The sequence below is a fragment of the Bradyrhizobium sp. AUGA SZCCT0160 genome (assembly GCF_018130105.1).
GTDB lineage: Bacteria > Pseudomonadota > Alphaproteobacteria > Rhizobiales > Xanthobacteraceae > Bradyrhizobium.
In genome coordinates this window covers 18,407-44,445 of record NZ_JAFCMD010000019.1, presented here as the reverse complement: position 1 = coordinate 44,445, position 26,039 = coordinate 18,407, and the positions used below count along the sequence as shown (strand labels likewise).

The 26,039-nt window shown below is 63.2% G+C and carries 25 protein-coding genes; 13 read left to right on the top strand and 12 right to left on the bottom strand.

Features of this window, described 5'->3' with window-relative positions:
- Positions 1-19 precede the first annotated feature (19 nt).
- Both JQ558_RS26495 and JQ558_RS26490 read left to right on the top strand, forming a co-directional pair.
- Positions 20-640 carry a 2-hydroxychromene-2-carboxylate isomerase gene (locus JQ558_RS26495; RefSeq protein WP_212204777.1) on the top strand — a complete coding sequence of 207 codons (621 nt, stop codon included), beginning with the start codon at positions 20-22 and terminating at the stop codon, positions 638-640.
- Positions 640-1,614 (top strand): NADPH:quinone oxidoreductase family protein, encoded by a 975-nt coding sequence (locus tag JQ558_RS26490; protein WP_212295625.1) that lies wholly within the window; start codon positions 640-642, stop codon positions 1,612-1,614. The genes JQ558_RS26495 and JQ558_RS26490 overlap by 1 nt, the downstream gene beginning before the upstream one ends.
- A gap of 144 nt (positions 1,615-1,758) precedes the next feature.
- On the opposite strand, the gene JQ558_RS26485 is transcribed toward JQ558_RS26490, so the two are convergent.
- The 6 genes from JQ558_RS26485 to JQ558_RS26460 all read right to left on the bottom strand — a co-directional run bounded on the left by JQ558_RS26485 (position 1,759) and on the right by JQ558_RS26460 (position 9,082).
- Complete coding sequence (locus tag JQ558_RS26485; protein WP_249142643.1) at positions 1,759-2,424, bottom strand: alpha/beta fold hydrolase; 666 nt, start codon at positions 2,422-2,424, stop codon at positions 1,759-1,761.
- A 94-nt stretch (positions 2,425-2,518) separates the two neighbouring features.
- Positions 2,519-3,409 (bottom strand): crotonase/enoyl-CoA hydratase family protein, encoded by an 891-nt coding sequence (locus JQ558_RS26480; protein WP_212295623.1) that lies wholly within the window; start codon positions 3,407-3,409, stop codon positions 2,519-2,521.
- 153 nt (positions 3,410-3,562) lie between these two features.
- Positions 3,563-4,984, bottom strand: coding sequence for an amidase (locus tag JQ558_RS26475; protein WP_212295622.1), 1,422 nt, complete (start codon positions 4,982-4,984; stop codon positions 3,563-3,565).
- 6 nt (positions 4,985-4,990) lie between these two features.
- Entirely contained in the window at positions 4,991-6,154 is a 1,164-nt protein-coding gene (locus JQ558_RS26470; RefSeq protein ID WP_212204803.1) for a M20 aminoacylase family protein, read from the bottom strand.
- A gap of 6 nt (positions 6,155-6,160) precedes the next feature.
- Entirely contained in the window at positions 6,161-7,690 is a 1,530-nt protein-coding gene (locus JQ558_RS26465; protein ID WP_212274398.1) for a M81 family metallopeptidase, read from the bottom strand.
- 261 nt (positions 7,691-7,951) lie between these two features.
- On the bottom strand, positions 7,952-9,082 hold the full coding sequence (locus JQ558_RS26460; protein ID WP_212274399.1) for a M20/M25/M40 family metallo-hydrolase: 1,131 nt from the start codon (positions 9,080-9,082) through the stop codon (positions 7,952-7,954).
- A 392-nt stretch (positions 9,083-9,474) separates the two neighbouring features.
- Here JQ558_RS26460 and JQ558_RS26455 point away from each other — a divergent pair, with 392 nt between their 5' ends.
- The 4 genes from JQ558_RS26455 to JQ558_RS26440 all read left to right on the top strand — a co-directional run bounded on the left by JQ558_RS26455 (position 9,475) and on the right by JQ558_RS26440 (position 14,602).
- The gene (locus tag JQ558_RS26455) at positions 9,475-11,055 is read left to right on the top strand and encodes an ABC transporter substrate-binding protein (protein ID WP_212295621.1); all 1,581 of its coding nucleotides are present in this window, start codon (positions 9,475-9,477) and stop codon (positions 11,053-11,055) included.
- Positions 11,056-11,119: 64 nt separating this feature from the next.
- Positions 11,120-12,061 carry an ABC transporter permease gene (locus tag JQ558_RS26450; protein ID WP_212295620.1) on the top strand — a complete coding sequence of 314 codons (942 nt, stop codon included), beginning with the start codon at positions 11,120-11,122 and terminating at the stop codon, positions 12,059-12,061.
- Positions 12,061-12,984 (top strand): ABC transporter permease, encoded by a 924-nt coding sequence (locus tag JQ558_RS26445; protein ID WP_212295619.1) that lies wholly within the window; start codon positions 12,061-12,063, stop codon positions 12,982-12,984. Before JQ558_RS26450 ends, JQ558_RS26445 begins: the two co-directional genes overlap by 1 nt.
- Before the next feature lies 1 nt (position 12,985).
- Positions 12,986-14,602, top strand: coding sequence for an ABC transporter ATP-binding protein (locus JQ558_RS26440; protein WP_212295618.1), 1,617 nt, complete (start codon positions 12,986-12,988; stop codon positions 14,600-14,602).
- Positions 14,603-14,807: 205 nt separating this feature from the next.
- Here the strand turns inward: JQ558_RS26440 and JQ558_RS26435 are convergent, their stop codons facing one another.
- On the bottom strand, positions 14,808-15,668 hold the full coding sequence (locus JQ558_RS26435) for an alpha/beta fold hydrolase (protein ID WP_212295617.1): 861 nt from the start codon (positions 15,666-15,668) through the stop codon (positions 14,808-14,810).
- Positions 15,669-15,822: 154 nt separating this feature from the next.
- Between JQ558_RS26435 and JQ558_RS26430 the strand changes: the two genes are divergently transcribed.
- The gene (locus JQ558_RS26430) at positions 15,823-16,560 is read left to right on the top strand and encodes a 1-acyl-sn-glycerol-3-phosphate acyltransferase (protein WP_212204813.1); all 738 of its coding nucleotides are present in this window, start codon (positions 15,823-15,825) and stop codon (positions 16,558-16,560) included.
- Here the strand turns inward: JQ558_RS26430 and JQ558_RS26425 are convergent.
- Positions 16,557-17,159, bottom strand: coding sequence for a TMEM175 family protein (locus tag JQ558_RS26425; RefSeq protein ID WP_212295616.1), 603 nt, complete (start codon positions 17,157-17,159; stop codon positions 16,557-16,559). The genes JQ558_RS26430 and JQ558_RS26425 overlap by 4 nt on opposite strands.
- A gap of 613 nt (positions 17,160-17,772) precedes the next feature.
- On the opposite strand from JQ558_RS26425, the gene JQ558_RS26420 reads away from it, so the two are divergent.
- Positions 17,773-18,210 carry a twin-arginine translocation pathway signal gene (locus tag JQ558_RS26420; RefSeq protein WP_212295615.1) on the top strand — a complete coding sequence of 146 codons (438 nt, stop codon included), beginning with the start codon at positions 17,773-17,775 and terminating at the stop codon, positions 18,208-18,210.
- Positions 18,211-18,256: 46 nt separating this feature from the next.
- Here JQ558_RS26420 and JQ558_RS26415 read toward each other — a convergent pair whose 3' ends face one another.
- Complete coding sequence (locus tag JQ558_RS26415) at positions 18,257-19,456, bottom strand: FAD-dependent monooxygenase (protein ID WP_212295614.1); 1,200 nt, start codon at positions 19,454-19,456, stop codon at positions 18,257-18,259.
- A gap of 10 nt (positions 19,457-19,466) precedes the next feature.
- Positions 19,467-19,712: a zinc-finger domain-containing protein gene (locus JQ558_RS26410; protein ID WP_212295613.1), complete on the bottom strand. Its 246-nt coding sequence runs from the start codon at positions 19,710-19,712 to the stop codon at positions 19,467-19,469.
- Positions 19,713-19,962: 250 nt separating this feature from the next.
- Here JQ558_RS26410 and JQ558_RS26405 point away from each other — a divergent pair, with 250 nt between their 5' ends.
- Both JQ558_RS26405 and JQ558_RS26400 read left to right on the top strand, forming a co-directional pair.
- A complete protein-coding gene (locus tag JQ558_RS26405) occupies positions 19,963-21,111 on the top strand; it encodes a hypothetical protein (RefSeq protein ID WP_212295612.1) in 1,149 nt (382 codons plus the stop codon).
- A 56-nt stretch (positions 21,112-21,167) separates the two neighbouring features.
- The gene (locus JQ558_RS26400) at positions 21,168-21,920 is read left to right on the top strand and encodes an alpha/beta fold hydrolase (RefSeq protein ID WP_212204824.1); all 753 of its coding nucleotides are present in this window, start codon (positions 21,168-21,170) and stop codon (positions 21,918-21,920) included.
- Here the strand turns inward: JQ558_RS26400 and JQ558_RS26395 are convergent.
- The gene (locus JQ558_RS26395) at positions 21,906-23,258 is read right to left on the bottom strand and encodes a hypothetical protein (RefSeq protein ID WP_249142642.1); all 1,353 of its coding nucleotides are present in this window, start codon (positions 23,256-23,258) and stop codon (positions 21,906-21,908) included. The genes JQ558_RS26400 and JQ558_RS26395 overlap by 15 nt on opposite strands.
- Positions 23,259-23,513: 255 nt before the next feature.
- Here JQ558_RS26395 and cysE point away from each other — a divergent pair, with 255 nt between their 5' ends.
- Entirely contained in the window at positions 23,514-24,341 is an 828-nt protein-coding gene (cysE, locus tag JQ558_RS26390; RefSeq protein WP_212036171.1) for a serine O-acetyltransferase, read from the top strand.
- 108 nt (positions 24,342-24,449) lie between these two features.
- Positions 24,450-24,668, top strand: coding sequence for a DUF3126 family protein (locus tag JQ558_RS26385; RefSeq protein WP_192734033.1), 219 nt, complete (start codon positions 24,450-24,452; stop codon positions 24,666-24,668).
- A 77-nt stretch (positions 24,669-24,745) separates the two neighbouring features.
- Here the strand turns inward: JQ558_RS26385 and JQ558_RS26380 are convergent, their stop codons facing one another.
- A complete protein-coding gene (locus JQ558_RS26380) occupies positions 24,746-25,459 on the bottom strand; it encodes a hypothetical protein (RefSeq protein WP_212204826.1) in 714 nt (237 codons plus the stop codon).
- 222 nt (positions 25,460-25,681) lie between these two features.
- Between JQ558_RS26380 and JQ558_RS26375 the strand changes: the two genes are divergently transcribed.
- Complete coding sequence (locus JQ558_RS26375; RefSeq protein ID WP_211996228.1) at positions 25,682-26,011, top strand: DUF6949 family protein; 330 nt, start codon at positions 25,682-25,684, stop codon at positions 26,009-26,011.
- Positions 26,012-26,039 lie beyond the last annotated feature (28 nt).

The following is a 26,039-nucleotide window of genomic DNA, read 5'->3' as shown; positions in this document are numbered from 1 at the left end:
TAAATAATAAGGAAACGCCATGATCGAATTTTTCTTCGACTGCTCCAGTCCCTGGACCTATCTCGCCTTCCACAACATCCAGCCACTTGCAAAAGAGCTCGGTGTCGAGATTTCGTGGCGGCCGATCCTGGTCGGCGGCATCTTCAACACGGTCAATCCCAGCGTTTACGCCCAGCGCGAGACGCCGGTGCCGCTGAAGGCGCGCTACATGAAAAAGGACCTTGCCGACTGGGCGCGCTCCGCGGGGCTTGCGATCAAGATGCCGCCGACGGTGTTTCCGGTGAACAGCGTCAAGGCGATGCGCGGCTGCATCTGGCTGGGCAACGAATCTGAAAAGCACATGGTGCCGTTCGCGCGCGCCGTGTTCGAGACCTATTGGGGCGGCGACAAGGATATTTCGCAGGACTCGGTATTGACGGAAGTCTGCAAGAGCGTCGGCGTCGACCACGTCAAGTTCTTTGCCGGCATTGGTGAGCAGGCAATCAAGGACCAGCTCAAGACCAACACCGACGAAGTAATGGCGCGCGGCGGCTTTGGTTCGCCGACCATCTTCGTCGGCAAGTCAGACATGTACTTTGGCAACGACCGCATGCCGCTGATCCGCGAAGCCGTGCTGCGGCTGCAAGAGAAGGCTGCCTGATGCCGAAAGCCGTCGTCTGCCGCGAGCTGGGTCCGCCCGAGGGCCTGCGCCTGGAAACGTTTGAAAGCGCGCGTCTCGTGCCAGGGCAGGTGCGTGTCGCGATCCGCGCCGCCGGGATCAATTTTCCTGATATCCTGATGGCGGCGGGTCAATACCAGCTCAAGCCGCCATTGCCGTTCACGCCCGGCGTTGAAGCCGCCGGCGATGTCGTCGAGGTGAATGATGCAACGGGTGTCAAGGTCGGTGACAAGGTGATCGTGAAGATGCGCCATGGCGCTTATTGCGACGAGGCCGTAACCACGCCTGCCCACCTGGTGCGGTTACCTTCGACCTTCGACTATGCGGAGGGCGCGACGTTCCTGGCCGGTCACGGCACCGCCTATCATGCGCTGATCGATCGCGGGCAGGTGCAGCCGGGTGAAGTGCTGCTCGTGCATGGTGCCGGTGGCGGCGTGGGACTAGCGGCGGTCGAGATCGGCAAGATGTTGGGGGCCACCGTGATCGCGACCGCGTCGAGTGACGAAAAACTTGCGATCGCCAAAGCGCGGGGCGCCGATTATCTGGTGCGCTACGACCAGGAGCCGTTTCGCGACGCGGTCAAGCGCATCACCGACGGGCGCGGCGCGGATGTCGTGTTTGACCCCGTCGGCGGCGAGGTGTTCGAGAACTCGATGCGCTGCATCAACTGGGGCGCCCGGCTCTTGATCATCGGCTTTACCGGCGGCATCGGTCTTGCAAAGACCAATCTGTTGATGATCAAGGGCGCCAGCGTGCTCGGTGTGCGCGCCGGTGAAGCGGTGCGGAAAAATCCTGTTCTCGGCGAGGTCAGGATCAAGGCGCTCACGGAGTGGGCGGAAGCCGGAAAAATCCGCCCCAACATTTCGCACCGGCTGCCGCTGGAAGACTACGCGCGCGCGATGCGGCTGTTGATCGACCGCAAGGCGATCGGCCGCGTGGCGCTGACGATGGGGTGATTACGTCGTCCCGGCCTTGAGCCGGGACCCATACCGCGTGATGTAGCGAGGAAGCAAAGTGGTAGACGCTCTTCGCAAAACCAAAGCCGGTGGCTATGGGTCCCGGCTCAAGGCCGGGACGACGCGAGGAGAGTTGGCTCCTTCTCATCCGCTCTCTTGCCTGTCGAACCTTCCATCCCTCAGAAACGCAATCGTCTGCGCAATCGCCACACGATTCCCCGGCAGCCAAGGATGCGCCGTGGCGATCACAACATGATCCGCCATCCCGTCAAGCTTGGTGTTCTCCACCGATACCCTGCCGTCATGCGGCTTCGGCAGGAACAATGAGGATGTCGGATCGATCGACTTGTTTCCCGCGATGATGCCGACGGGATAATCGACCGGCGGAAACAATGCGCCGGTTGCGGCATCGCGCCGGCTCACGAGTTGCTCGCCGGCGGGTCCAAACCAGGCGCGGTAGAGCGATACGTTCTTCAGGCGATCGGGGATCTCGCTGCCGCCATTGGGCGTGCCGAGCATCACCACGCGGCCGAGGCGCCCCGGCCGGTATCTGGAAAGGTAGACGCGGGCCAGCAGGCCGCCCATCGAATGGCCGACGAAATGAAGTTGGCCTGCGATCCCAGCGGCTAAGTGTGTGACGGCGGGATGGATGTGCTCAGCCAGCGCTTCCAGCGCGTGATGGCGGCTGGGATAGTCGATGTTCAGCGTGGCGAAATCGGCGGCCTCGAGCGCGGTCTGCATTTTACGGAATGACAGGGCCGTCCTGCTGATGCCATGCAACAGGACGACGCAGTCTTGAACATCCGTCATTTCGCGATCCGTCATTCCGGGATGGTCCGAAGGACCAGACCCGGAATCTCGCGATCCCGGGTTCGCTTCGCGCCCCGGGATGACGGCTTCGCCGTCACTTATACTCCCGCTCGTCCCACCACGGGTAATAGTCGGGCATATCAGATGAAACCTTGTTCTTGAATTGCGCCGGGCGCTTTTCCAGGAACGAGACCACGCCTTCCCTGACATCGTCCGAACGGCCGCGGGCGTAGATGCCGCGGCTGTCGATCTTGTGGGCTTCCATCGGATCGTCGGCACCCATCATGCGCCACATCATCTGGCGGATCAGCGCCACCGAGACCGGCGCGGTCTTGGCGGCGATTTCCTTGGCGAGTGCGCGGGCGGTCGGCAGCAGATCGTCCGGCGGCACCACCTTGCTGACGAGGCGGCCGGCGAGGGCCTCCTGCGCCGGGAAGACGCGGCCGGTGTAGCACCACTCCAGTGCCTGGGCGATGCCGACGAGGCGCGGCAGGAACCAGCTCGAGGCGGCCTCCGGCACGATGCCGCGCTGGGAGAACACAAAACCGAAGCGCGCGGCTTCAGAAGCGATGCGAATATCCATCGCGAGCTGCATGGTGACGCCGATGCCGACCGCGGGACCATTCACCGCCGCGATCACGGGTTTTAAGCATTTGAAGATGCGCAGCGTCACCTGTCCACCGCCGTCGCGCACCTGCGGATCGCTGTAATCGACCGTGCCATCCGCAAGCCGCTTCACCGGCCCGCGCCGCGCGTCGCGATCGAACGTATTGGCGCCGGAGGAAAGGTCAGCGCCGGCGCAGAAGCCGCGGCCGGCGCCGGTCACGATGATGGCCCTGATATTGTCGTCCTTGTCGGCCGCGTCGAAGGCGTCGATCAATTCCTGCTGCATGGTGCCGTTGAAGGCGTTGAGCTTGTCGGGCCGGTTCAGGGTGATGGTGAGAATCTGCTCGGCGACCTCGTACTTGATGGTCTCATACGCCATGGGTGTTTCCTCTTGGTGTTTGGTTTTTCATTTTAGCACGTCATTCCGGGGCTGAGCGAAGCGAAGAGCCCGGAATCCATTTTGCTGCACGGTTGCGGCCCAATGGATTCCGGGTCTGGTCCTTCGGACCATCCCGGAATGACGAAAGGCAAATTACTTCTTCGGCGGGGCCGGCCACGGCTTTTGCGGGCCGCGCAGGCCTTCGAACGCCTTGGCCATGCCGAGCACGCCGAGATCGTCGAACCGCCGGCCCACGATCTGCACACCGATCGGAAAGCCCTTTTTGTCGTAGCCGCCATTGATCGAGACGGCCGGGTTCTCCGACATATTCCACGGCACGGTATAGGCGATGTGTTCGAACGGTTTTTCGGGATCGTTGACCGGGGAGGCGAACTCGGCCGGGAAGTTCACCACCGGCGAAACCGGGGAGACCACATAATCGAGATCGCAGAACAGCTTTGCCGCGGCGGTGCGGATCGCCATGGTGGCGTTGAAGCCCCTGATGACATCAAGACCTGACAGCTTCGCGCCGGCCTCCGCCCATTGAAGGATGTAAGGCAGCGTCTTGCTGCGCTCCTCCGGCGTCAGCCTGGACATATCGTCCCAGCTTCGCGCGCGAAAGAAATTGTCGATCCCGTCGAGCATCTCGCGCGTCAATATGCCGTCGATTTCGGTAACGACCGCGCCGGCGGATTCGAACGCCTTGGCGGCCTTGACGGCAACCTCGCGTACTTCCTTCTCCAGCGGCATGCCAGTGCCGGCATCGAGCATCAAACCGATGCGCACTTTGCGCGGCGACTTGTCGAGCGCCTTCCAGGCGATTTCATGCGCGGGCAGGCTCATGCCGTCGCGCCGGTCGGGACGCGACAACACGCTCATCATCAACGCCGCATCGTCGACGATGCGGGTCATCGGCCCGGCGACGCGTCCGACATAGAAGGGATCGACCGGAACGCGTCCGAGGCTCGGCTTCAGCCCGACCAGGCCGCACCAGCAGGCCGGCAACCGCACCGAGCCACCGATGTCAGTTCCAAGATGCAGCGGGCCGTAACCGGCAGCACCCGCAGCACCGGCGCCGGAAGAGGATCCGCCGGGGTTCTTGCTGAGGTCCCAGGGATTGCGGGTGAGGGGATGGAAACTCGAAAGGCCCGACGACAGCATGCCGTAATCCGGCATCGTCGTTTTGGAGAAGATGATGGAGCCGGCTTCGCGCAGCCGTGCGGCGGGCGGCGCGTCCTTCGGTGAAGGCACCAGCTTGACGCTGGCGGCGCCGAGCGGCACCGGCTGGTCCTTGGTAGCGATATTGTCCTTGATGGTCACCGGCACACCGTCGAGCGTGCCGACAGGCTCGCCCTTCTGCCAGCGTTCGGTCGATGCTTTGGCGACGGCGCGGGCGCCCTCGGGATCGAGCAGATAGAGCGCCTTGATGTGCGGCTCCCAGGCCGCGACATGATCAAGCACTTCCTCCAGCACTTCGGACGGCGAGAATTGCTTGGCGCGGTAGCCGGCGAGAAGGTCGACGGCGCTGAGATCGTGCAGCGACGTGACCTCTTCTTCTTTTTTGGTTTTATGCATGGGCACCTAACCTACTGGCATGCGGGTCTCGACGATGCGCGCGAACATGCTGGCGCCGATCGGCAGGATCTTGTCGTCGAGGACGAAACCAGGGTTGTGGACGGGCACCGAGCCTTCATGACCGACCCAGAAATAGGCGCCAGGCACCGCCTGCATCATGTCGGCGAAATCCTCGCTGCCCATCTTCGGCTCGGTGCGGGTGATCACCTTGTCCGGATCGACCACGGTACGCGCCACCGCCTCAACGATCCGCGACTGCTCTTCCTGGTTCACCAGCACGCTGAAGGTGTCGCGGATGTCGGCAGTGATCTCGCACTGGAACGCCGCGGCGATGCCGGCGCAGATCGCGCGCATGCGCTCGCGGATCAGCGCGCGCACGCCGTCATCGAAGGCGCGGACCGTGCCGCACAGCTTGGCCTGGCCGGGAATGACGTTATAGGCCGAGCCGGCATGGATCTGCGTGATCGACAGCACCGCCGGATGATGCGGGGGAACATTGCGGCTGACGACGGTCTGCAGCGCCTGTGCCAGCGTGGTGGCGATAATCACGGCATCCTTGGAGCGCTCCGGCATCGCGCCATGGGCACCGTAGCCGTCGATCGTGATGTCGAAGAAATCGGCGCCGGCCATCGCCGGGCCCGGCAGGATCGCGATCTCGCCATGGTTCAGATCAGGCGCGTTGTGCAGGCCGTAAACCTCGTCGCAGGGAAACTTCTGGAACAGGCCGTCCTTGATCATGGCGCGGGCGCCGCCGAGGCCTTCTTCGGCGGGCTGGAAGATGAAATGCACGGTGCCGTCGAAGTTTTTGGTCTCGGCGAGATAGCGCGCGGTGCCGAGCAGCATGGTGGTGTGCCCGTCATGGCCGCAGCCGTGGAAGCGGCCGGGAATGGTCGAGCGCCAGCGCAGATTGGTGTTCTCTTCCATCGGCAGCGCATCCATGTCGGCGCGCAGGCCGATCCTCATGCCGCTGTTGCCCTTGCCCTTGAGCACGCCGACGACGCCGGTGCCGCCTAGGCCGCGATGCACCTCGATGCCCCATTGCGTCAGCTTGTCGGCGACGATGCCCGACGTGCGGACCTCCTCGAAGCCGATCTCGGGATGCGCATGAAGATCGCGCCTGATCGCGGTGAGTTCTTCGGCATAGCCGTCGATGCGTTCGATGGTGGGCATGTCTGTTTATCCGGTTGCGGTTGAACGAGATTTGGCTGGAGTCGCAAAAGCAGGGCCGTTCGGCTTGATGCGGATACCCGGACGCAGCCGCGTCCAGGGCAGGGTGGCGGTATCGGCCGGCATCGCACCGGGCGCGGCGCAGATCAGCAGTTTTTCGGCGATCGGCTCGAAATCAGCGCGGAAATGCACCGAGCTCTTGTTGACCAGGATCGCCTGTTCGGTCGGCTCGATCCCGACATAGCGGTACATCGCCTGGTCGGCGAGTTGCGCCTTGTAGGAACTCACGACCACTCTGACATCGTCGATGCGCAGGCACGCCGACGGTCCCATGTCCATGTCGCGGCCGCCATAATAGGGGCCGGACGCCACGAACTTGCCGTCCGACAGTTTTTCGACGACGAACGTTTCCTGATACGGCGCGTCGCCCGGGATGCCGGATTTGCCGCCGAGCGAAAGCGTCACGGTGGCGCCGACGCCCGCGGCATGCGCGGCCTTGGCTGACTCGGGATCATAGATCACGCCGGTCGCCGCGCGCGTCGCCTTGTTGCGGACCAGCGCACGCAGCATGCCTGTCGTATCGGAATCGCCTCCGGCGCCGGGATTGTCCTGGGTGTCGGCGATGACGATCGGCTTGCTGGCGCTTTTGGCCAATTCCATGGCGTGGCGCACGCCGTCGTCGGGCGAATAGATGCGGCCGTCGAAATCGTCCTCGTGACTCTCGACCAGCGCTGCCAGTTTGTCGGCGGCTGCATCCGCATCGGCCTGCGTCGCGCCATAGGCGAATACGCTGGGGCCACAATCCCTGAAATCGGCGGCCGGAAAACCGGGCGCGAATGACAGCGTCGGAACTGAAGCGCTCTCCAGCGCCGCCAGCTTTTCATATATGCCTTTGGTCGGCTGGTCGTTGGTGCATTGCCAGCTGATCGGAATCAGGAACGGCAATTGCCGGAAGGCTTTTGCGTAGCGCGCCTTTGTCTTGAGCATCAACGCCAGATGGTTTGCGCAGGCCCGGCCGGTGTCGGCCATGTCGACGTGAGGGTAGGTGCGGTAGGCGATGAGCGCATCCGCATGTTCCATCATCTGGGGCGAGACGTTGGCATGGAGGTCGAGGCTGACGACCAGCGGCAGGTCCTTGCCGATCACCTTGCGCACCCGGGCAAGCGTTTCGCCTTCGCCGTCGTCGTAATGCTCAGTGACCATGGCGCCGTGCAGGTCGAGATAGACGGCATCGATCGGCCCCGCGCCCGCGATGCCATCGACCATTTCCTTCATGATGCGTTCGAAGGCATCTTTGGTGACATGGGCCGATGGAACAGCGGCCGCCGAGATCGTCGGCACCAGCTCCCAGCCATTGGCCTCGGCGGCTTCGACAAAGCCGGCAAGGCCGATATTGACCTTGCGCATCACCTTGAGCACGTCGGCGCCATGCGCCATCGACGGCCATCCGCCACCATGAACGAAATCGTCATAGGTCGCCTTGGTCGGCGCGAACGTGTTGGTCTCGTGCAGAAAGGCGCCAACGGCGATGCGGGTCATCAAGTTTTCCCAACCGGTGCATTCGTGGGGGACGTTAAGCGTGTCACTGCGCCAAGCGCAAGCCGTGGAGCAATTCCGTTTTGCATGCCGCCCCATCCGCCATTGCGAGCGAGTTAAAACGTCTTAGCTTGCTCCGTCATTCCGGGGCGATGCGAAGCATCGAACCTCAGATGCGCAACGCGCATTGGGGAATCTCGAGATTCCCAGGTGCGCAAGGGCGCACCATAGTTCGCTTCGCGCCCCGGAATGACCAAACACAACTTACGTCAATGTCGCCAGCAGACCCGCCATCAACCGGCCGCGCTCGGCCAGACTGTCGATCTCGATATGTTCGTTGAGCGTATGCGCGTCGGCACCGCGAACTCCCAGGCCGTCAAGGGTTGGGATACCCATCGCGCCGGTAAAGTTGCCGTCGGAGCCGCCGCCGGCGCTGGCGTGCGAGAGTTCGAGACCAAGGCCTTGTGCAATGCCGCGCGCCTGTTCGTAGAGCGCCATCGTGCCGGCGTCGGGCTCCCACACCGGCCGGGTTACACCACGGGTGACCTTGAACGTGACGTCATTGCTGGTCCCGGAAAGCGCGAGCATCCGCTCGACGCCGCGATCGAGATCTGCTTGCCGCTTGGCCATGCTGAGCGCCTCGCCGGTACAGGTGGTAGCGACGCAGTTCACCCACTGGCCGCCATGCACAATGCCGACCGAAAAAGTGCAATCTTCAGTCGTCATGCCGTCGATGGCGATAATCTGGCGTGCCATCTCGCGGATCGCGGAACGGCCGGATGAGAGCGTGGCGCCGGCATGGCTCGGCTTGCCGATCGCTTCGAGATTGAACCGGGCAATCGCATAACGTCCGGTGACGACGCCGTTGTTGGCGCGACCCGGCTCGGGCACCAGCACATACTTGTTGCGGGCGGCTTCGGCCTCGATGATGTCGCGGGTCGACGGCGTGCCGACCTCTTCGTCCGGGGTGAACAGTACCGTGATCGGCAGCGGCGTCGTGAACGAGGCGCGCGCCAGTTGCCGGATCGCCTCCAGGCTGAGGTAGTTGCCGCCCTTCATGTCGAAGATGCCCGGGCCGTAGCACTTGTTGCCCTCGCGCCGCCACGCCAGCTTTTGCAGCGTGCCGACGGGATGGACGGTATCGAGATGGCCGGCGATCAGGATGCCGGGGTCGCCCTGTTTCGGGTGGGGAAAGCGCGCTCGGACGCAGCCGGCAAAGCCCTGCCGCCCGGCGATGCGTTCGATGGTCGCACCCATGATGGCCATCTCCCGCGCTGCAAGATCGAGCATGCGGTCGACCGCGCCGGCGTCCCAGGTGGGGCTTTCGCATTCGACCCAGCTCCGCAGCCCCTGCAGCATGGTCTCGGAATCAAAGGGAAGGTTGGCAGGATTCATCTGGGTTCTCCCGGTTCGGCCGGAATGTTTGGGCTCGGTGCCGATGGGTCCGTACGAGAGGGAGCGGCGGCGATTTTGTAAAGGGAAAACATGCCGCCGTCAGACTTTCGCCGTATCGGATCGGGGGAATGGGAATTCTGGCATCATTCTTGATTGTAGATTTTTGTGGAGGCGTGTTGGCGTAGCCGGATAGGGGCCACCCAGCGGCCAGCGCAAGCCAGATGCGGATGAGGGCTATCCCGACTTCCACCTGAACGCCGGCGTCATCCCTGTCGTCGGACCAAAAGGGTGTTGTGAAGCTCAAGATCGACCCTATAGTCCGGTCAGAAACCGGGCAGGGGGCCCGAACAAGAAAAAGCGTTCGGGCGCCGAGCGACAATGGAGGTGAAGGAATGAATGCGTTCAGAAAAACTATTCTAGCTGCGACTTGCGTCGGCAGCCTGATGACGGTGGCGGTGCCAGCGCTGGCCCAGACTACCTTGCGCGCCGTCATGCATTCGGATCTGAAGATCCTGGATCCGATCTGGACCACGGCCTACATCGTCCGCAACCATGGCTACATGATTTACGACACGCTTCTCGCCCAGGACGAGAAGGGCGAGGTCAAGCCGCAGATGGTCGAGAAGTACGAAGCCGCGGCGGACGGCAAGAGCTACACGTTCACGCTGCGCGACGGACTGCTGTGGCACGACGGCAAGCCGGTGACGTCGGAAGACTGCATCGCTTCGATCAAGCGCTGGGCGGTCAAGGACTCGCTCGGTCAGAAGATGATGACCTTCGTCGACTCCATCGACGCGGCCGATGCCAAAACTTTCACCATCAAGCTCAAGGAACCGACAGGCCTCGTGCTGCTCGGCCTGTCAAAGCCCTCGTCCAACGTGCCGTTCATGATGCCCAAACGCGTCGCCGAAACGGACGCCAACAAGCAGATCGAGGATTTCACCGGCTCTGGCCCGTTCGTCTTCGTCAAGGATGAATGGAAGCCGGGCGACAAGACCGTCTACATCAAGTTCGACAAGTACAAGCCGCGCGCCGAGCCTGCATCGGGTCTTGCCGGCGGCAAGGTCGTCAAGGTGGACCGCGTCGAGTGGCGCGCCATTTCCGACGCGCAGCAGGCGGTCAACGCGCTGCAAAAGGGTGAGATCGACTACATCGAGCAACCCAGCCATGATCTCCTTGGTACCCTGAAGAAGGATGCCAACGTCGCGATCGTCCAGGTGCCGCAGATCAAGGCGCAGTACGTCTTCCGCCCCAACCACCTGCACAAGCCGTTCGACAACCCGAAAATCCGCCAGGCGCTGTGGTACGCCTTCAATCAGGAAGACTTCCTGATGGCGACCATCGGTGACGAGAACTACATCAAGGCGTGCAAGGCGCTGTTCGTCTGCGACACCCAGTTCGGGACGACCAATGGAACGGATGCCATTCTCAACTCGAACGCCAAGAAGTCGCAGGAACTCTTGAAGGAAGCGGGCTATGACGGCACGCCCGTCCTGCTGATGCACTCCACCGACCTGAAGGCTCTGACGAACCTCGCGCCGGTGGCGAAATCACTGATGGAGAAAGGCGGCTTCAAGGTCGACATGCAGTCGATGGACTGGCAGACCCTCGTTGCGCGCCGTGCCAAGAAGGATCCACCGAACGCCGGTGGCTGGAACGCGTTCCTGACGGCCTGGGTCGTGGCCGACGTGATGAACCCGGTCTCTGCCGCCTATGTGAATTCCGGGTGCGACAAGGCTTCGTTCGGATGGCCCTGCGACCCGGAGATGGAGAAGCTGCGCGACGACTTCGCTCGAACAACCGATCTGGCGAAGCAGAAACAGATCGCGGAAGCGGTCCAGAAGCGTAATATCGAGATCACGGCCATGATCCCGGTCGGCGAGTATGTCCAGCCGATTGCCATTCGCAAGAACGTCAAGGGGCTGTTGATGGCGCCGGTTCCGGTGCATTGGAACATCGAAGTCACCAAGTGATGTGCAAGTGATGTGAAGGAAGCGGGCGGCTTGCCGCCGCCCGCTTGGTTTCGGGGATCGACCTATGTATGGCTACTTCTTCCGGCGATTGCTCGGCACGATCCCCGTGATGCTGGTGGTTGCGGTCTTCATCTTCCTGATGCTGCGTCTGACCCCATCCGACCCGGCGGCCGTCATCGCCGGCGACAATGCCACCACCGAACAAGTGGCGCAGATCCGCAGCCAGCTCGGCCTCGACCGGCCGATGATCGAGCAGTTCGTGATCTGGTCGGGCAGGGTGCTGACGGGTAATTTCGGCGAAAGCTTCTTCTTCAAGAAGACCGTGGCCTCGCTGATTGCCGAACGCATCGAGCCGACTTTGTCGCTCGCCTTGTTCACGATCCTGATTGCGGTGTTTGTCGCTGTGCCGCTCGGCGTGCTGGCTGCGCACCGGCACGGTTCGTGGCTCGACCGCATTGTCATGGGCTTTTCGGTGCTCGGCTTTTCCGTGCCCGTGTTCGTGATCGGCTACCTCCTGATCTATTTGTTCGCGGTCTATTTGAACTGGCTGCCGGTGCAGGGCTATCAGCGCATCTCGGAGGGGGTCGGCGGCTGGGTGCAGCGGCTGATCCTGCCGTCGGTGACCTTGTCGGTGATTTATATCGCCCTGATCGCGCGCATGACGCGCACCAGCGTGCTGGAAGTGCTGTCGGAAGACTATATCCGCACCGCGCGGGCCAAGGGACAATCCGAGCGAAAGGTGCTGTTCCGTCATGCGCTGCGCAATGCCGCCGTTCCGATCGTCACGGTGATCGGACTTGGCGTGGCGCTCCTGATCGGCGGCGTCGTCGTTACCGAGAGCGTGTTCACGATCCCCGGCCTTGGCAGGCTCACGGTGGATGCGGTGCTGGCGCGCGACTATCCGACGATTCAGGCCGTGATCCTGCTGTTCTCATTCGTCTACGTCATGATCAACCTGTCGGTCGACATGATCTACACCGTTCTCGATCCCAGGATTCGCTACTGATGGCCGACGCGACGATCCTCGAACCCGTGCTGCCGGCGAGCCCGGTCAAGCCCGCCGCGTATCGCAAATTGCTGCGCAACCCGGGCGTGGTGTTCGGCGCCGCCGTCATCACGATCGTATTGCTGATGGGGCTGCTCGCGCCCTGGCTCGGAACCATCGATCCGACGGCGATCAGCCCGATCGCGCGCAACAAGGTGCCCGGCACGGAAATCACGATGCGGACGGACACCGGCGAACGCATCAAGATGATCACCAAGTTCGGCACGGACAGCCTGGGACGTGATGTCTACAGCCGTGTGGTCTATGGCGCGCGCGTGTCGCTCTTTGTCGGCATCACGGTGGCGCTGATCAGCGTCGCCTGTGGTTTGTTCATCGGCCTGCTCGCCGGCTTCTTCCGCATTCTCGACGCCGTCATCATGCGGATCATGGACGGGTTGATGGCGATTCCGGCCATCCTGCTGGCGATCGCCATGGTGTCGCTGTTCCGTTCCAGCGTGTGGACGGTGATCATCGCCATCACGGTTCCGCAGATTCCGGGCGTGGTCCGGCTCGTGCGCTCCATCGTGCTCAGCGTGCGCGAGGAGCCCTATGTCGAGGCGGCGGTGACGCTCGGCACCTCTACCCCGAAACTGCTGTGGCGGCACGTGTTGCCCAACACGATCGCGCCGATGATCGTGCAGGGCACCTTCATTTGCGCGTCGGCCATTCTGATCGAGGCCATCCTGTCGTTCCTCGGCATCGGCGTGCCGCCGGAGGTGCCGACCTGGGGCAACATCATGGCCGAGGGCCGTCAGGTCTTCAGCCTGTATCCGCACAATATCATCTATCCCGGGGTGTGCCTTGCGCTCACGATCCTTGCCGTCAACGTTCTCGGCGACGGCTTGCGCGATACGCTCGATCCCAAAATGGCGAAGCGGGTGTGATGTGAGCAATACCGTCCTCGAAGTCTCCGATCTTTCCGTCGCCATCAGGGGAGGCGACCGGCCGTACGCCGTGCAGGGTATCAACCTGACCGTCAATGTTAACGAGATCGTCTGCGTGGTCGGCGAATCCGGTTCCGGCAAGTCGGTGACGGCGCAGGCCGTGATGGGCCTGTTGCCGAAGGGCGCGATGCAGGTCGAGACCGGCTCGATCCGGCTGCAGGGCGATCAACTGCTCGCCAAGTCGGATGCCGAACTGCGCGCCATCCGCGGCACCCGCATGGCCATGGTTTTCCAGGAGCCGATGACCGCGCTCAATCCGGTCGAGCGGGTCGGCGACCAGATCCGTGAAGTGCTGGAGATCCACACCAGCCTCGACCAGAAGCAGCAGCGTGCGCGCGTGCTTGAGATCATGCGCTCGGTGCATCTGCCTGATCCCGAACAGATGATCGACGCCTATCCGCACCAGCTCTCCGGCGGCCAGCGCCAGCGGATCATGATCGCGGCGGCATTGGTGCTCGACCCGGCTCTGTTGATTGCGGACGAGCCGACGACGGCGCTCGACGTCACCACGCAGGCGCAGATCCTCAAGCTCGTGCGGGAGATGCAGGGGCGCACCAAAACCGGCGTGCTGTTCATCACCCATGATTTCGGCGTCGTTTCCGAGATCGCCGACCGCGTCGTGGTGATGCAGATGGGCCGGATCGTGGAGCAGGGCCCTTGCGAGGAGGTGCTGCGGGCCCCGCGCGAGGACTATACCAGGATGCTGCTCCGCGCGGTGCCGAGCATGACGCCGCCGAAGCGATCTCCGGTGACCGGTCCGGTGGTCCTGCAGACCGAGAATCTCTTCAAGACGTATGGCAAGCGATCGCTGTTCAAGCCGAAAGCGCGCGTCGTGGCTGCGGTCAAGGACGTCTCGCTGACGATCCGTCGCGGTGAAACGCTCGGCATTGTCGGCGAGTCCGGTTCCGGCAAGTCGACGGTGGCGCGTTGCGTCGCACGGCTGGTCGACACTTCAGGCGGCGGCATCAAGATCGACGGCATCGATATCGCGGCAATGCGGGAGGCGAAGTTTCGTCCGATGCGCCGGCGCGTTCAGTTCATCTTCCAGGATCCATATCGATCGCTCAATCCGCGCCGCACGGTCGGTGAGGCGATCATCGAGGGGCCGATGAATTTTGGCGTCAGCCGCAAGGAGGCGCTGCAGCGTGCGCGCGACCTGATGGCGATCGTGCACCTGCCTCCGGCCGCGATCGATCGTTTCCCGCACCAGTTCTCCGGCGGCCAGCGCCAAAGGATCTGCATTGCGCGGGCGCTGGCGATGGAGCCTGAATTGCTGATTGGTGACGAGCCGGTGTCGGCGCTCGACGTCTCCGTACAGGACCAGGTGCTGAAGCTGCTGGACGAGGTGCGTCGCAAGTTCAATCTGGCGGTGCTGTTCATCACCCATGATTTGCGCGTTGCAGCCCAGGTCTGTGACCGGATCGCGGTCATGCAGCGCGGGGTAATCGTCGAACAGGGCACCACGGCGGAGGTCTTCGCCGCGCCCCAGCACGAATATACAAGGGCATTGTTCGACGCCGCGCCCGGCCGGCATCAGGAATTCGCCGCCAGCGCTTGATGGCTCTCCTAGCAGTTGCTGTCGCGCAGCAGTTCTGGCCCGTCGTTCGAGAGCGGAGACGGGATTTGCGGCCGTGGCGAAGGCGAGTGCGGATCCCTGGCCGGCTTGCATCCCGTGGCATCAGATTTTTCGGTAGGTTGTTCGCTGGCCATGTCGTCATGCTCCAATTGCTGCAGGACAACATTTTAGCGCGCATCAGGTTCCATCAATCCGGGTGCGCTGCGATATGCGCCAGCAATAATTCACTGACCCGTTCCGGCGTCTGATCGGCCGCGAAATGCCCGACGCCGGGCAGGACTTCGAATTGATAGGGCGCGGCGACGAAATCGCGGGTGCCTTCGGCGGCGATACGGCCGACGGTGTCGTCGGCGTCGCCCCAGATATAGAGCGTCGGTACACGGATCGGACCGAGCGGCCCGCGGATCGCGCCGCGCGCGCGGTACCAGGCCAGCGCCGCTTCCATCGCGTCCTTGTTGCCGAGCACGGCCAGATGCCGTTCGATCGCCTCAGCGGGAACGCCGTTGGCAATGAGCCGATCGCGCAGCCATTTGGCGTTGTCGGCGAGCACTATGTCGGCGGCGTCAGGTTCGAGGAACGCCTTGTGGTGCCGCGAGCGACTAGCCTGTTCGCCGTCGGCCATGTGCAGCGCGCGATTGAACGCGTTCGGATGGGGCCGCGAAAGAATGCTGAGGGAGGCCAGCCGCTCGTGGCAACGGTCGGCCAATCCCCAAGCGATGCTGCCGCCCCAGTCATGGCCGACCAGGTGAAAGCGCGCCTCGCCATAGCCCGAGGCCGCGGCGATGGCCAGCGCGTCGTCGATCAGGCGGTCGATCAGGTAGTGCGAGAACTCGCGCGGGTTAGGCCGCGCGCCCGGAGAGTAACCGCGCTGGCTCGGCGCAATCGCGCGGTATCCCATATCGCCGAGCGCCGTAACCTGGGCGCGCCAGCAATGCATCGATTCGGCAAAGCCGTGCAGCAGCAACACCAGCGGCGCGCCGGCCTCGCCCGCGACGAGGGCGTCGAAGGTGAGGCGCGGGGAGATGGTGATCTGTTCCAGGGCCGGCACGTGACAATCCTAGATAGACAATGCCGGCCGGTCCACGGCGAAACGGATTTTCTTTGGGGCAGGCGGCCGTCTGGGCCCGTCCGGAATTATGCAAGGGTCGAAAAGTACTGTATTCGGGGCCCGTCAATCGCAGAAGCCTCAAGGGACATTATCGTTGCATTATCTGAGATCGGTCGCATTCGATGCGTTGGTGGTGCTGTGGACGCTGGTGCTGTCGCCGGCGATACCCCTGTTGTGGGTTTTCGATGCGAGCAGCGCAAAGGTTCGCGCGGTGTCACAATTGTGGTCGCACGGCATCGTGTTTCTTCTGAAATACGTGGTGGGGCTGGATTACAGGGAGCTAGGCCGCGACAACATTCCAATTGGCCCGTGCATCATCGCCTGTAATCACCAATCGCTGTGGGAGACGGTTGCGCTCTGCGTGATTTTTCCCGATGCCAGCATCGTCGCCAAGAAAGAACTGCTCAATATCCCGGTGGTCGGCTGGTTCCTTCACCGCTATCCGATGATCCTGGTCGACCGGTCGGCGGGCCGGCAGGCGCTCAAGCAAATGATCGCGGAAGCAAGGGCCGCGATCGGCGAAGGCCGCAAAGTCTTGATATTTCCGCAAGGCACGCGCCAGGCGGTCGACGAGCCCATGACATTCCATGCGGCCGGCATCGCCGCGCTGTACACCAATCTCGATATCCCGGTGTTGCCGACGGCGCATAATTCCGGATTGTTCTGGGGCAAGAAGACGCTGATGATTCACAGCGGCAACATTTCGCTGTCCTACCTGCCGCCGATTCCGCCGGGGTTAGATCGGAAAGAGTTTCAGGCGAAGGTCGAGCGGCAAATTTCCGAAGAGGCGAGCCGATTGATCAAGGCGGCCGACGCGAAGGTCGTTCGTTAGCGCGACCATCGTTCGGCGAGCCAGCCTGCGATCGGCGAGAAAAAGGCCAGGCACCAGATGAATTGCGCCACCTTTGGGGAGAATGTGGCGATGGCTGTTCCGATGACGAACACCAAAATCGGAAATAATACCGTCACCCGCAATGGCATGTCGCGGCGGCCCCTGAGGGCGATAACCCACAGCAGCCCGTTCAGCGTGGCGATCGTAGCGAGATGCATCCCGTAGATCACGGCGACCACGCCGTCGAGCCGATAGCTGCCGTAGAGGCCGTTCGTCACCGGCAGGATGATGATCGACAGCAGAAACAGCAGATTGAGGAAGACCACGCCGCGGCTGGCTTCCGGCGCCACGGCGAGCCGCCGGTGATGGCTGAACCAGAACAGGCCGGCGACAACGAAGCTGATCGCCAGCGCGATGACCGGTTGCGCATAGACGCGAACGAGGTCGATCCAGGCCGGCGCGCTGGCGAAACTGTTGGCCTTCGGCAGGTCGTAGGCGAGCAGCGTCATGGCAACGCCGAAGATGGTGTTGCTCAGCATCTCCAGCCGGCGCATTTCGAAAAGGCTTGTTTGCTGCAACGTCGCTCCCCCGACCGCCATCAATTCATGCTGTCCAAGCGAATTATCACCGTGTGAAGCTTTAACGCTGGAATGGCGACCAGCATTCGAAACAATTTTCGGTCTTTCGAGGAAGAAATCTACGACACCTCAATTGGTGCGGGCGGCCGGACTCGAACCGGCACAGTCCTTTCGAACCGAGGGATTTTCATACCAGCTACGGCTTTCGCCGCCTTGCCTCTGCGTGTTCACGCATACCAGCTCGTTTGTGGTCTGGACTATACCTTCACCGTGGTGCTTTCGCGCGTTAGGTGCTGCCCGTCTAGTCTCTACACCTTCGCGCCAGCCTCTCAGCGGGAGCGCTTGGCTCGGGGTTGCCAGTTAAAAGGTTTCCCCGAATTTGAGCAGTTCTACTCCTTAGGTTTCCCTAAGGGCACTCAAAGACTTAAGTCCCTTGCGTCTACCATTTCGCCACGCCCGCTTTAGTCAGAAGATCAGGTACTTAGCGCGTTTGCCGGCGAAGTGGAAATGGGATAATCCGCCCCCGGAAACCGCGCCTTTCGTTTAAGGGAACGCGGGGCCGGACGCAAAGCCTCAATGCGGACATCTGGTCCTGCTTTAGGCAATCTCAACGTTGTTGGCTTATGAAGGTCCGATGTCCGAATCCACGTCCCATCGCCGGCGAATTCCGCGTGCCGCAGGCGTGTTGGCGCTGCTCGCGGCAGGGGCAGGGCTCTCCGGCTGTGCCAGCGTGGGCGACAACATGTCGACGGCTTTCGCCGATCCCGCCAAATACGATCTCTACGAATGCAAGCATCTCGAGACGGAACGCGTCCGGATTGCCGGGCGCAAGGCGGAACTGCAGAGCCTGATGGCGAAGGCTGAAACCGGCGTCGGCGGCTCGGTGGTGTCGGAGCTTGCCTATCGCAACGAACTCATTGCGACCCAGGGACAATCGAAATTCGCCGAGGAGGCGTGGCGGCGCAACAAATGCCAGGAGGCGCCGCCGGAATCCAAACCTGCCGCGAGCGCGGCGGCGACGCCGCCTGCGCCACCTGCAGGCGTCAGGGGATCCCGTCCATCGTCGCGATAACGCGTCCTGCGGAAGTCCTCCCGCGCCATGCGCTCGCGTCGGATGTTCACGCCCGCCAGTCGTAAATCCAGTCCTGCCGCGCCAGCATTCGCCTTGGACCGAGCGACTTGATGGCGAGATCGCGCGCGAGCGCCAACGGTCCGGTCAGATGATAGATTTGTCCCGACCGCCTTGCGGCGCGCTGAACCCTTAACACGCGGGCGCGGCGCAGCCGTCCGTAGCGCTTGAAGGCCGCCGGGATGCCGGCGGTATTGTCGCCGGCGCATTCGCTCAAGGCTTTCGCCAGTACCGCGGCGTCCTCGATCGCCATTCCCGCACCTTGCGCGGCGAACGGCAGCATGGCGTGCGCGGCATCGCCGAGCAGCGCGATCGCGCCGTCGCTCCATTCGCGAATATCGGGTACCGTGAACAGCGCCCATCGCCGCCATTCATCAACGGCGCCGATCAGCATTCGCGCGGTCGCCGGCCATTGTTGCGAGAACGCCGCCTTGATTTCGTTAGCCTCGCCCGGTGCGCTCCAGCCCGGCCTGTTCCACGTTCCCGGCACGATCGCGACAACGTTGATGCGCCGCCCGCCCGAGATCGGATAGGCGACGAGATGCGCTCTTGGTCCCATCCAGAGCTGCACCCGGGGCGAAGTATATTCGCGCGGCAGCGCCGTCGCATCGAGCGTGCCGCGCCAGGCGATCAGACCGGAGAATTGCGGCTGGACCTCCGGGAATAAATGATGCCGGACCGCTGACCAGATGCCGTCGGCGCCGATCAGCGCCACCGCCAGTTCCTGTTGCCGCGCGTTGCCGCGGCGCCCCACGACCGTCAGTCCCTTGGCGTGCGCGGCGACGTCCTCAAACTGGCAGCCAAGCCGCAATTCGATGTCGGGACTGTGATCGATCTGGGCCTGCAACGCCGCCTGCAGATCGGCGCGATGCACCACCCAATAGGGTGCGCCGGCGCGAAAATTCGCGGCCTCACCGAGCGGCAGGCGGGCGATCTCGCCGCCCTCCCGGGCACTCATGATGTTGATGGATTCGGGCGTCACGGCGCGCGGCGCGAGCCGCGGCTGCAGACCGAGTTCGACCAGGATGCGGCTGGCGTTGGGCGAAAGCTGCAGGCCGGCGCCGGCTTCCTCCAGCCGCTCGGCCTTTTCCAGAACGACGATGCGAAAGCCTTGCTTTGCGAGCGCCAGCGCCGCGGTCAGTCCTCCGATCCCGGCACCAGCGACAACGATGGTGCGCGTAACCGCCACGGCGGACCTGTCAGGCGACTTTATCTTTCAGCACGCATTCCGGGGGGCGCGCTTCGCCGGCCTTGAGATCGGCGGCTAACCGGTAGAGCGTCGAGCAATACGGGCAGATGATCTCGTTGTCGTTGCCGAGATCCAGGAAGACATGCGGATGGTCGAACGGCGGATTGGCGCCCACGCACATGAATTCCTGCGAGCCGATCTCGATTACCGAGACGCCGGCGTCGTTGTGAAAGTGCGGGACGACATGATCGGACATCTTGTTTCACCTTGGATAGCAATGACGGGCGGACGCAACCAACACGGCGCCCGGTCCGAAATGCCGCGCACCATACTGACGGGTTCCGTTGATTCCTAGAGCCCAGATTCTTGAAGGTCGCCGCCGCACATTTGCTCATGCAAATTCGACACAATCTTGTCGTCCCAGAGAAGCCCTTCTTTCGTCGGGGACGTTGTGTCGCAAATGCGGCACATTATGTTGAGGGCAGCGAAAACCCAGGTTTTGCAGGATGAAGCGGGCAGGGCTCAGTTTGGCGGTGGCGGGCATGGCGGCAACTATCGCCGTGGGTGCGGCGCTATGGCCACACGCGCGCGACGCTTTTGCGATCCTGGCGGCGCAGGACGAACCGTCCGAATTGGCCGATCTGAGGATCAATTCTGCCCTGCGGAACAACCCGGCGCTTGTTGCAGAAAATATCGAGGCTGCGCTGGCGGCAGGCGATGCCGATCTTGCCGGCAGCTTTGCCGAACTTGCGCGCGACAAGAACATTGTCATCGGCGAAGCGCTGTCGCAGCGCGTGAACGAAGCCGTCACGGACGCGAACTCAACCTCGCATTTTGCTAAACGTTTCGCGATCGGTCTCGTCACCGGCAACGCCGAGGATGTCGCGAGCCTGTCGGGCACGGTGGCCGGCGATCTCTTTGTGTTCGGCGATATCCGCGACGTGGTGCGCGAAGGCAAGCATCTGGCGATGGGCGAGGATACCGATCATCTGATACTTGGGCTTGCGACGGTAGGCCTGGCGGTGACGGCGGCGACCTATGTGTCGGTCGGTGGCGCGCTACCGGTGCGTGCCGGACTGACCATGGTCAAGGATGCCCGCAAGGTCGGGCGTCTGGGCAAGGGGCTGACGCTATGGGCCGGCCGCTCGGCGCGCGAGGTCGTCGATGGGCCGATGCTGCAGAAGGCGGTCGCCTCCGGCTCGGTGCTGCGGCCCGGCGCGACCGTCAGCGCGATCAAGGCGGCGTTCCGCGCCGAGAAGGCCGGTGCGCTGGTTCGGCTGGCCAAGGACGTCGGCCGCATCGGGCAAAAGGCCGGTACGCGCGGTGCGCTCGACACGCTGCGCATCGCCGAGGGCCCGAAGGATATCGCGCGCGCCGCACGGCTCGCGGAATCCAAGGGTGGCCAGACCCGGGCGATCCTGAAACTGTTCGGCCGCGGCGCCCTGCTGCTGGCGGCCGGCGCATTCAATCTGTCGCTGTGGGTATTCAGTGCACTGCTGGCGCTGTTCGGCTTCTTGTCGTCGATCAAGGCGATCACCGAGCGCGCCACCATGGCGTATCTGCGCCGCAAGAAGGCGAGGCGGCAGCGTGAGCAGGCGGCGGCCGCGGCGTTGCTTCCCGGCCCGGCTCTGGCGGGTGCCGCAACCTGCGGCTAGAGTTGCGATCGTTTTCCGATCGCGCATTTTGAACTCCCCAAAAAATGGAACGAGCGATGCCGAGTTTTCACAACGGCGATATCGAAATTGCCTATCTCGACGAAGGCGAGGGCGATCCGATCGTTCTCGTACACGGCTTTGCCTCGAGCAAGAACGTGAACTGGGTCTATCCGACCTGGGTGTCCGACCTGAAGAAAGCCGGGCGCCGCGTGATCGCGCTCGACAACCGCGGGCATGGCGATTCCGGCAAGCTGTACGACGCCGCGCAGTATGAGATCGCGATCATGGCCGGCGACGTCATCGCGCTGCTGGATCATTTGGAAATCGAGCGGGCCGACGTGATGGGCTATTCGCTGGGATCGCGGATGACGGCGGTGATGGCGCTGGGCCAGCCGCAGCGGCTGCGCTCGGCCATCCTGGGCGGCATCGGGATCGGGATGATCACGGGCGGTGGCCCCGGCGAAAACGTAGCCCTGGCACTCGAGGCGCCGTCGCTGGACGACGTGACCGATCCGGTTGGGCGGACGTTTCGCGCTTTTGCCGACCAGACCCGTTCCGACCGCCGCGCGCTGGCGGCCTGCCTGCGCGGCTCGCGGCGCCTGATGACACGGGATGAAGCCGCCGCTATCCATGTGCCCGTGCTGATCGCGGTCGGCACGTCAGACGAAATCGCAGGCTCGGCGCAGGCGCTGGGCGAGATCATTCCGGACGCCGAGGTGCTGGATATTCCGAACCGCGATCACATGCGCGCGGTCGGCGACAAGGTCTACAAGGCCGGCGTCATCGATTTCCTGTCACGGCGAAGCTGAGCCTTCGCGTGGGTCCTCGCCGAAGAATTGCCGCGCCGCCGCGATCAGCACCACGAAGGTCGCGACCCACGCCATGCGCGCGCCATAGCGGTCATGCGGGCCTGATATCACGGCGCAGATAAACGCGTTGCCGAGCACGGCGAATGTAACGGTTCCTGCGAGAAGCGTGAGATCATCGAACGGACGCCGCCACAGGCCGCGACCGAACACGATTACGGCCAGCAGCATCGAGACGAGCGCCACCGGAACGTGGAGACGGTTGATGGCGGCAAAGTCGAGCCGCCAGCGCTGCTGGTTCGCGGCGCGCATCGCCTTGACCTGCGTCGGGATATAACGCTCGATGATCCCGTAGGTGTGGCCGATCCATTCATTGGTGCCTTCGCCGGTCGCGACATGGACCAGTTGCCGCGCGGTTCCTGTGATCGCCGCCTCGATCTGCCGTGCCGGATATTCGACCAGCGAACGCAGCACGATGAAGCCCATCTCGTCGCCCAGGCCCTTGAAGCGACCAAGCGTATTGAACATGCTGCTGCCCCACAGAAACTGATCGGCCGTTGCAGGCAACTGGTCGCGATAGGGACAGAGCTTCAACTGCTGCTGCGGACAATGCTCCTTCAGGTAACGCGCGACGATGCCGTCCTGCAGCATGCGTCCGAAGGCGACGCCATAGCCGCCGGGCGTCCACGCCACTTTCCCTGACAGTGCGAAATTCGCCGCCAGTAGCATCGCCGCGCCGGCGACGAGGGTGAGGCTGCCCTGCAGCAGACCGGAAACCGTTATCCGTCGGCGCGAAAACGGACGCACGATCCACCCCACACAACACAGCCCGAGCAGCACTGCCAGCGTGGCGCTGTGCGAGGCCGCGGCGAACGCCGTCAGCGCGAACAGCGAACATTTTTCGATTGTCGAAGTCCGCTCGCCCAGCACGACCAGAATGAAGAGCGACAGCACCGACAGGCCGGCGTAGAGGTCGGTCAGAAGCGTGCTCGCGAGCCACGGCAGTGCGGTGGCCAGGGCCAGCACCAGGCCCATTGCGAGCAGCCGCAAGGGTTGGGCGATTTCGAATGCGCGCAGCGTCAGCTGCAGGATCCACAACGTTGCCAGCGCCTGGATTCCGAGATTGATCCAGAACGCGGAGTCTTCGCCGAAATGCAGATAGAGGCCGAACACCGTGGAGCGGCTTGGCACGAGGTAGCCTTCATACCAGCGTGCCAGATAGCCGCCGGTATCCCATTGGAGCAGCGGGTAGCCGTTCCACAGGGCAGGGGCGAGCAACATCAGGGGGATGGCGATGGCGGCGATCCAGGCCAGCCGCGAGTCGGCCGTCCGCGCGCGCAAAATCTGCGTGTTGATGTGGTTTCCCCCCAGTTTCGGCCAGCTTGCCCGGAATGGCCGGGGGGCCGAAATTCACCAATAGTCGGAGCTTGCCCGGCTTGATTTCTTGAAATCGCCAACCACCTTGAACTGGCCCTAACCGTTCCTGGGGCGTTCGGCGGGGATTTACTCTGCCGCCGCCTGCCCCGGGACAGCCATCCGTCCGCCATGCTATAACGCCGGGCGAAACAAGCCCCGAGAACAAGCCGAGATAATCCCATGGCAGTGCATCAGGTCAGTCCGCAGGGTTCGAAGCTGGCCGCGCTCGATCCGATCTGGGATCGCGTGCGGAACGAGGCGGAAGACATCGTTCGCCGCGAGCCGGAACTGGCGTCCTTCATCTACTCGACCGTGCTGCATCACGAGCGACTGGAAGATGCGGTCATCCACCGCCTGGCCGAGCGGCTCGATCATTCGGCGCTGTCGGGCGATCTGATCCGCCAGACCTATGACGAGGCGCTGCGCGACGAACCCGATTTCGGCAATGCGTTCCGCGCCGATCTGGTCGCGGTCTATGACCGCGATCCTGCGACGTCGCGCTTCATCGATCCCTTGCTTTACTTCAAGGGCTTCCACGCCCTGCAGACTCATCGGCTGGCGCACTGGTTGTACAAGCGAGGGCGCAAGGACTTCGCCTACTACCTGCAGAGCCGGGCGTCCGCGGTGTTCCAGACTGACATCAACCCGGCGGCGACCATCGGCCGCGGAATCTTTCTCGATCATGCGACCGGTTTCGTCTGCGGTGAGACGGCCGTCATCGAGGACGACGTTTCGATCCTGCACGGTGTTACGCTCGGCGGCACCGGCAAGGAGAACGAGGATCGCCATCCCAAGATTCGCCACGGCGTGCTGATCGGGGCCGGCGCGAAAATTCTCGGCAATATCGAGATCGGTCACTGCGCGCGCATCGCTGCAGGCTCGGTGGTGGTCAAACCGGTGCCGCATAATGTCACCGTGGCGGGTGTTCCGGCCAAGATCGTTGGCGAAGCCGGCTGCGCCGAGCCATCGCGCACCATGGACCAGATGCTCAACGCCATCGGGATCTAATTTTCAAGGACTTTCTGACCTGTCGATCTCGTGAAGATACGGCTGGCGGTTCGCGCCGTCTCGGCCTAAAACTCCCCGGAAACCGCATATATCCGATTGGAGACCGCCGTGGACGTTCAGGAAGTCAGGAAGCTCGACGCCTATCTCAAGCGCGTATTCGGCAACCAGAAAATTCGCGTGGTGCCGCGCCCGAAAAAGGATGATTCCGCCGAGGTCTATATCGGTGAGGAGTTCATCGGCGTCCTGTTCGTCGACGACGAAGACGACGACCGTTCCTTCCAGTTCCAGATGGCGATCCTCGAGGAAGACCTGGTCGACCAGGGTTGAGGCGAAGCGCGGCCATAGCGTTTCGAGCGAAGTGGGTACCGGTTCGCGCAAAGAAAACGCGTCAAGACAAGGCGCCGCTATTTTTGCAGCCCGTGCAATTGCGCTGTCAAACGGTTCATCGCATTGGCGACGTCGCGCCATTGCGATAGCCAGCTCCGCGGAAATCTGAATGTCAGGTCGGCGCCGTCGACCCGGCGCTCGCTCAGGCACATTCCGGGCGTCACCCCGTCGCGCGTGCAGCGCGCGTTGAGGACGGGCGCGCTCGCGGTGAACAGATCTTCGTTGGCATAGGGCGAGCCGTCGCGAAACGCGCGCATCGCCAGTCCGTCGTCGATCGGCGTTGCGGGTGGCTCCAGATAGCGTGGATAGATGGTGCGGACCCGGACGTCGGGCGCCAGCGTGTCGTGGTGCGCCGAGATCGACAGGAAGATCCGGTCGATCGGCTGCACCTTTTCTTCGACCGTATCGGCGCTGACGTGCCGGGGCAACTCGGGCGCTTCGAGTGAAGGGAATGTGAAGTTGAGATCGACGCGTTCCTGTGGACCGGAATGGCGCTGGATTTTCCTGCGGATCGCCGACGTCGGCACGTTGAAGAGGGTGCCGCCCACGCTGACCGGTAACCGCGACGGCGCGTTGGCTACGCCATTGCCCCAGGTCGGCCATAACAGATAGGCCACGAGCCCGATTGCGCCTGCGGCGATGGTCGCTGCCACCACGATCAGGACCATGTGCGAGCGCGGGTTTTTTCGCGTGTCGCGGGCGATGTGTTGGGCCGTCGAAAGCAATGTCATGAAAGAAATATCGGTCGAGTTCGAGGCTGAGGCCGAATCACCCGGCGAATATGCCACGGGCGGCGGGATTTCCGTATGATTTCACCGGCATCGGGCAAGCGCGAGCCATGCGCGAACGGGATTGTGGCCTTCAGCTGTTAACCCTTCCTTAAGGATGCTGTGGCGGCGGGTCCCCGATTTTGCGAAAGCAGGGCGCGGTTTGTTCTGTAGCGGATGTGTTCGATGTCGCCCGATGCGTTGAATTCCCTGTTTTCCCTTTGCATCGGTTTTGCGCTCGCCGGCGCGTTGACCAGCGGCTACCAGGCCATGGCGGCGCGGCCCGCCGGTTTCGGGCTGCTCGGGAATGGCGTTGCGCCGAAAACGTTTGCGGCGGTTCCGTTCCTGGTTTTTGCCGCCCCCTTCATCATCATGCGCAATACGCTGCGCGGTGCCAGGATCGAGCGCCGCCGCTTCGAATTCGTGATGATGGCGACCGTGCTCGCGGGCTTCTGGAGCCTGATGTCCGGCACGTTCTTCCTGATGACGCTGCGGGCCGCAGGCCTGTTCGCTTAAAGCCTGTTCGCATAAAGTCTGTTCGCCT

Bases quoted from the DNA above. Each gene is read 5' to 3' on its own strand.
- JQ558_RS26380 (WP_212204826.1), bottom strand. From the start codon at position 25,459: ATGACATTGCTTTCGACGGCCCAACACATCGCCCGCGACACGCGAAAA.
- cysE (WP_212036171.1), top strand. From the start codon at position 23,514: ATGGCAGTGCATCAGGTCAGTCCGCAGGGTTCGAAGCTGGCCGCGCTC.
- JQ558_RS26420 (WP_212295615.1), top strand. From the start codon at position 17,773: ATGTCCGAATCCACGTCCCATCGCCGGCGAATTCCGCGTGCCGCAGGC.
- JQ558_RS26465 (WP_212274398.1), bottom strand. From the start codon at position 7,690: ATGACCCGCATCGCCGTTGGCGCCTTTCTGCACGAGACCAACACGTTC.
- JQ558_RS26445 (WP_212295619.1), top strand. From the start codon at position 12,061: ATGGCCGACGCGACGATCCTCGAACCCGTGCTGCCGGCGAGCCCGGTC.
- JQ558_RS26490 (WP_212295625.1), top strand. From the start codon at position 640: ATGCCGAAAGCCGTCGTCTGCCGCGAGCTGGGTCCGCCCGAGGGCCTG.
- JQ558_RS26450 (WP_212295620.1), top strand. From the start codon at position 11,120: ATGTATGGCTACTTCTTCCGGCGATTGCTCGGCACGATCCCCGTGATG.
- JQ558_RS26400 (WP_212204824.1), top strand. From the start codon at position 21,168: ATGCCGAGTTTTCACAACGGCGATATCGAAATTGCCTATCTCGACGAA.
- JQ558_RS26455 (WP_212295621.1), top strand. From the start codon at position 9,475: ATGAATGCGTTCAGAAAAACTATTCTAGCTGCGACTTGCGTCGGCAGC.
- JQ558_RS26375 (WP_211996228.1), top strand. From the start codon at position 25,682: ATGTCGCCCGATGCGTTGAATTCCCTGTTTTCCCTTTGCATCGGTTTT.
- JQ558_RS26410 (WP_212295613.1), bottom strand. From the start codon at position 19,712: ATGTCCGATCATGTCGTCCCGCACTTTCACAACGACGCCGGCGTCTCG.
- JQ558_RS26470 (WP_212204803.1), bottom strand. From the start codon at position 6,154: ATGCCCACCATCGAACGCATCGACGGCTATGCCGAAGAACTCACCGCG.
- JQ558_RS26460 (WP_212274399.1), bottom strand. From the start codon at position 9,082: ATGAATCCTGCCAACCTTCCCTTTGATTCCGAGACCATGCTGCAGGGG.
- JQ558_RS26480 (WP_212295623.1), bottom strand. From the start codon at position 3,409: ATGGCGTATGAGACCATCAAGTACGAGGTCGCCGAGCAGATTCTCACC.
- JQ558_RS26405 (WP_212295612.1), top strand. From the start codon at position 19,963: ATGAAGCGGGCAGGGCTCAGTTTGGCGGTGGCGGGCATGGCGGCAACT.
- JQ558_RS26495 (WP_212204777.1), top strand. From the start codon at position 20: ATGATCGAATTTTTCTTCGACTGCTCCAGTCCCTGGACCTATCTCGCC.
- JQ558_RS26475 (WP_212295622.1), bottom strand. From the start codon at position 4,984: ATGCATAAAACCAAAAAAGAAGAAGAGGTCACGTCGCTGCACGATCTC.
- JQ558_RS26425 (WP_212295616.1), bottom strand. From the start codon at position 17,159: ATGGCGGTCGGGGGAGCGACGTTGCAGCAAACAAGCCTTTTCGAAATG.
- JQ558_RS26485 (WP_249142643.1), bottom strand. From the start codon at position 2,424: ATGACGGATGTTCAAGACTGCGTCGTCCTGTTGCATGGCATCAGCAGG.